Below are 2,487 nucleotides of genomic sequence, written 5' to 3'. Positions count from 1 at the left end.
GCGCGGCAACCGGCCCTCGAACCGGGCACACACCCCGTCGAACGCCTCCGCGAACACCGCGAACGAGTCGTACAACCCCCGACCCATCCCCACCCGCTGCGCACCCTGACCCGTGAACAGGAACGCCCGGCGGCCGGTAGCCACCTCACCCGAGACCACGGTGCCGACCCCGGCCCCGCCGGCCAGGACGTCCAACCCGGCCAGCAACTCGTCCCGGTCGGCGCCGAGGACCACTGCACGGTGCTCCAACGACGCCCGAGCGGTGGCCAGGGACCAGCCGAGGTTCCGGACCGGCTGCCGCTCGTCGCGCCGCACGTGCTCGGCCAGTCGGGTTGCCTGCTCGGACAACGCCTCCGCCGACCGCCCCGACACCAACCACGGCACCATCGGCAGATCGGCACCCACCGTAGCCTCGGCCTCGACGGCCTCGGCCTGCTCGATGATGACGTGCGCGTTCGTCCCCGAGATCCCGAACGACGACACCGCCGCCCGACGCGGCCGACCCACCACCGGCCACGGCATCGACTCGGTAGCAAGCGCGACAGCACCCGAGGACCAGTCCACCTTCGACGACGGCGCATCCACGTGCAGCGTCGCCGGCACCACACCATGCCGCATGGCAAGGACCATCTTGATCACACCCGCCACCCCGGCGGCAGCCTGAATGTGACCGATGTTCGACTTGATCGACCCGAGCAGCAGCGGCTCCACGCCGTCGCGGCCCTGGCCGTACGTGGCGAGGAGGGCCTGGGCCTCGATCGGGTCGCCGAGGGTGGTGCCCGTGCCGTGTGCCTCCACCGCGTCCACGTCGGCGGTGGTGAGCCGCGCGTTGGCGAGGGCCTGGCGGATCACCCGCTGCTGCGCCGGCCCGTTCGGCGCGGTGAGTCCGTTGGACGCGCCGTCGGAGTTGACGGCGGTCCCCCGCACCACCGCGAGCACCCGGTGACCCAGGCGCTGCGCGTCGGACAGCCGCTCCACCAGCAGCATCCCGACGCCCTCACCCCAGCCCGTCCCGTCCGCCGACTCGGCGAACGACCGGCACCGGCCGTCGGCCGACAGGCCCCCCTGGCGGGAGAACTCCACGAAGGTGGCGGGGGATGCCATCACCGTCACGCCACCGGCGAGGGCGAAGTCGCACTCCCCCGACCGCAGCGCCTGCGCCGCCAGGTGCAACGCCACCAGCGACGACGAGCACGCCGTGTCGACGGTCACCGCCGGCCCCTCGAACCCGAACGAGTACGCCACCCGCCCCGACAGCACGCTGGTCGCGTTACCGGTCAGCAGGTGGCCGCCCACCTCCTGGTCCCGGCCCATCGCGTTCGACGCGTACCCCTGGAAGCTGGCGCCCGCGAAGACGCCGACGCGTTCGCCCTTCAGGCGCGACGGGTCCACGCCCGCGGACTCGATCGCCTCCCACGAGGTCTCCAGCAGCAGCCGCTGCTGCGGGTCCATGGCGAGCGCCTCGCGGGGCGAGATCCCGAAGAACTCCGCGTCGAACGCGCCCGCGTCGTAGACGAAGCCGCCCTGGCGGGGGAAGGACGTGTCCGAGAGCCGGCCGTCGAGGAAGCTGTCCCAGCCCCGGTCGAGGGGGAAGTCGGAGATGCCGTCACGGCCGTTGACCAGCAGGTCCCACAGTTGGTCGACGCCGTCGACGCCGCCGGGCAGCCGGCAGCTCATGCCGACGATCGCGATCGGGTCGTCGTCGACCGCCGCCGTCCGCTCCGCGGCGACCGAGGTGGCCGGCGTGCCGGTCAGCTCGGTGCCCAGGTGGGCCACCAGCGCCAGCGGCGTCGGATGGTCGAAGACGAGGGTGGTGGGCAGGGCGAGCCCGGTTTCGGCGGTGAGCCGGTTACGCAACTCCACGGCGGTGAGCGAGTCGAAGCCCTGGCTCTGGAAGGCCTTGTCCGCCGGCACGGCGTCGGGCGTCGCGTGCCCGAGCACCACGGCGACCTGGGCGCGTACGAGGTCGAGCAGGTACGCGTCCCGCTCGGCCGGCGACATCCCGGCGAGCCGTCGGCCGAACTGCGAGCGCTCCTGGGCATCGTCCCGGCCGCCCTCGGCGTCCGTCGTGGTCCGCGCCTCGGGGATCTCGGCCAGCAGCGGGCTGGGCCGCAGCGCCGTGTACGACGCGGCGAACCGGTCCCAGGCCACGTCGGCGACGACGACCGACGTGTCGTCGCGGTCCAGCGCGGCCCGCAATGCGGTGACCGCCAGCTCCGGCGCGAGCGCCGGCAACCCGCGACGGCTCAGCTGTTCCTGCGCCTCGCCCTGCGCCGCCATCCCGGCGCCGCCCCAGGGGCCCCAGGCCACGGCCGTGGCGGTCACACCCCGAGCGCGCCTGCGCGCGGCGAGCGCGTCCAGGTACGCGTTGGCGGCGGCGTAGCCGGCCTGGCCCGCCGAGCCCCACACCCCGGCGATCGACGAGAACACCACGAACGCGTCCAGCGCGTCGTCCGGCAGCAGCTCGTCCAGGTTCGCCGCACCGTC

1 protein-coding gene is annotated in these 2,487 nt (G+C 74.0%); it reads right to left on the bottom strand.

All coding sequences use genetic code 11. The annotated features are described in order from the left end of the window. A partial coding sequence (locus ACGF5G_RS35700; protein WP_393271315.1) for a beta-ketoacyl synthase N-terminal-like domain-containing protein occupies positions 1-2,487 on the bottom strand: 2,487 nt, incomplete at both ends.

The sequence above is a fragment of the Micromonospora sp. NPDC047730 genome, from assembly GCF_043204765.1.
In the GTDB taxonomy this organism is placed as follows: domain Bacteria; phylum Actinomycetota; class Actinomycetes; order Mycobacteriales; family Micromonosporaceae; genus Micromonospora.
The sequence above is the reverse complement of the archived record's forward strand: the minus strand, read 5'-3'. Positions and strand labels throughout refer to the sequence as shown.